Origin of the sequence: Halalkalibacter urbisdiaboli, from assembly GCF_002156385.1 — a bacterium.
GTDB classification, from domain to species: Bacteria; Bacillota; Bacilli; order Bacillales; family Bacillaceae_D; genus Halalkalibacter_A; species Halalkalibacter_A urbisdiaboli.
The window spans coordinates 1323219-1325261 of sequence record NZ_MVJM01000002.1 but is presented as its reverse complement, the minus strand read 5'-3'; the positions used below and the strand labels follow the sequence as shown (position 1 = coordinate 1325261).

Annotated in this window: 3 protein-coding genes; all 3 read left to right on the top strand. The window is 40.1% G+C overall.

Going from position 1 to position 2043, the window contains the following annotated elements; all coding sequences use genetic code 11:
• A partial coding sequence (locus tag B1R93_RS14120; RefSeq protein WP_165763827.1) for a sensor histidine kinase occupies window positions 1-441 on the top strand: 441 nt, incomplete at its 5' end.
• Window positions 438-1781, top strand: coding sequence for a YycH family regulatory protein (locus tag B1R93_RS14115; RefSeq protein WP_165763821.1), 1344 nt, complete (start codon window positions 438-440; stop codon window positions 1779-1781). The genes B1R93_RS14120 and B1R93_RS14115, both read left to right, overlap by 4 nt.
• Window positions 1768-2043, top strand: a 276-nt coding sequence (locus tag B1R93_RS23220) for a two-component system regulatory protein YycI (protein ID WP_483422323.1), incomplete at its 3' end; no start/stop codon positions are given. The genes B1R93_RS14115 and B1R93_RS23220, both read left to right, overlap by 14 nt.

Below are 2043 nucleotides of genomic sequence, written 5' to 3'. Positions count from 1 at the left end.
ATCGATCGTTTTGAAATGGTTGCCCAGGATAAGAACATTGTGATTACAAGACAAATTACGGAACATCCAACCTATGTTGATATTGATCGCGACAAGTTAACACAAGTACTCGATAATATTATTTCAAACGCGATGAAATATTCACCAGAGGGGGGGAACATCACGGTAACATTGCTTCATCAAGGACATAATGTTCGGGTTAGCATTTCTGATGAAGGAATGGGCATTCCGCGGGAAAGTCAGTCGAAAATTTTCGACCGTTTTTATCGTGTTGATAAAGCGCGTGCACGCAGTGTCGGCGGGACTGGATTAGGCTTGGCTATTGCAAAGGAAATGGTACACGCTCACGGTGGAGAAATCTGGGTTGAAAGTGAGGATGGGCAAGGAACAACGATATACTTTACGCTACCATATTCAACATTCAGGGGGGGAGAGGCGTGAATTACGAGCATTTCAAGACTGGCTTACTCATTGGTTTAGTAGGGTTGAGCATTATCTTGACTTGGCAGCTATGGACGTTTCAGCCTAATATCGCCCTTCTTGAGAAATCAGAGCCGATTACAAATGGATTAAATGAAGAACGGAAACTAACCGAAGTGATTGAACCTGAACAAGTGGTTATTTATCGAAAAGACGATGAGGAAGTATCGATTATCCCTAAGAGGGACGAGCGTTACCAAGAAATATATGAAGAATTTTTAGCATCTTCTTTAGAAACAACTGACATTGTCGTAGCAGGTTCCTTTCCAGAGGGAAATCAGGTGGATGGAATTGAGATTATTTATCCAACGTCGATTCCAATAGATATCTTTTTAACTTTGCTTCAAATCGACCCTGAATCGATTCATTTACCAATTGAGGCAGTTGATCGAATGTTTCTTTATGGGGAGCCTTCTAAGGATGAGGTTTATATCCAAATTCTTTCTTCGCAAGAGGGACGAGTGATTGAATTGGAATCTTCTTTTTCGTACAAATCTTTGCATAAACTAACTCATTTAGCAAAGGACGAATTCATAACTGCCACGCCGCTAGATGCTGGTAAAACAATGGCTTCACGGCTAAAGGAATATATTTATTTACCTGTTGAACCCGTTCAGACGGAGAAGATTTCGTATACGACTACCCCGTTATCCGGTGAATTTTTCATGCAGTTTTTATTTAGCGACCCTAGCTCAGTAAAACATTATTATCAGCCAGACGGTGAAGAGTTCTACACGGATGGAAATCGAATTATCAACATTCGTAATAACGGAGATTTTATGGACTACAGCAATCCGTTACTTTCTGGGAATCAGGAAAAAGGAAGCCGGCATATCATTCAAAGTAGTTTTGAGTTTATTAATGGACACGGAGGATGGACAGAGCCTTATCAATTGTCCAATTGGGTGTCATATGAATCTCGAGATGAAGTAGAGTACCGCCATCATATTAGAGGTATACCTGTTTATAGTTTTCATGGTCGCGATTTGTTAAGCTTACGTGTAAGTCGCTCTGGAAATCAAACAACAGGTTATGTTCGACCACTGTTTGACTTAGACGCAAATCCTATTGATGCGGTTGAAATGGTTGAATTGCCTTCCGGACAAGCGCTGTTGGAACGATTATCAGAACAGGAGTTATTTACAGTTCGGAATTTACAAAGGGTTTCAGTCGGGTACGAAATGACTAGGCGGAGTGCCACATTTGTGACCGTTGAGCCACATTGGTTTGTGTTATATGATCATCGCTGGCAAAAGGTAACGTTTGAGCAGGAGGAGGAGAATTTAGATGAATTGGAGTAGAACAAAGACCATTTTCATTATTACCTTCCTCATTCTTAATTTGTTTCTTATGATTCAGCTAACTGAAAAAAATACTGCAAACCAAATTAGTTTAATTACCGAGGCAACGATTCAAGAGCGTTTGCGTGAAAACAATATAAAGATTGATATTGAATTAAAGGAAGAGGGTTCATCAGGTGTCCTCATTGTCGGTAAATATGTGACATTTACTGAAGAGCAAATTGAAAAACTATCTGATCAGGAAGCGAGAATTGTTGAGGAC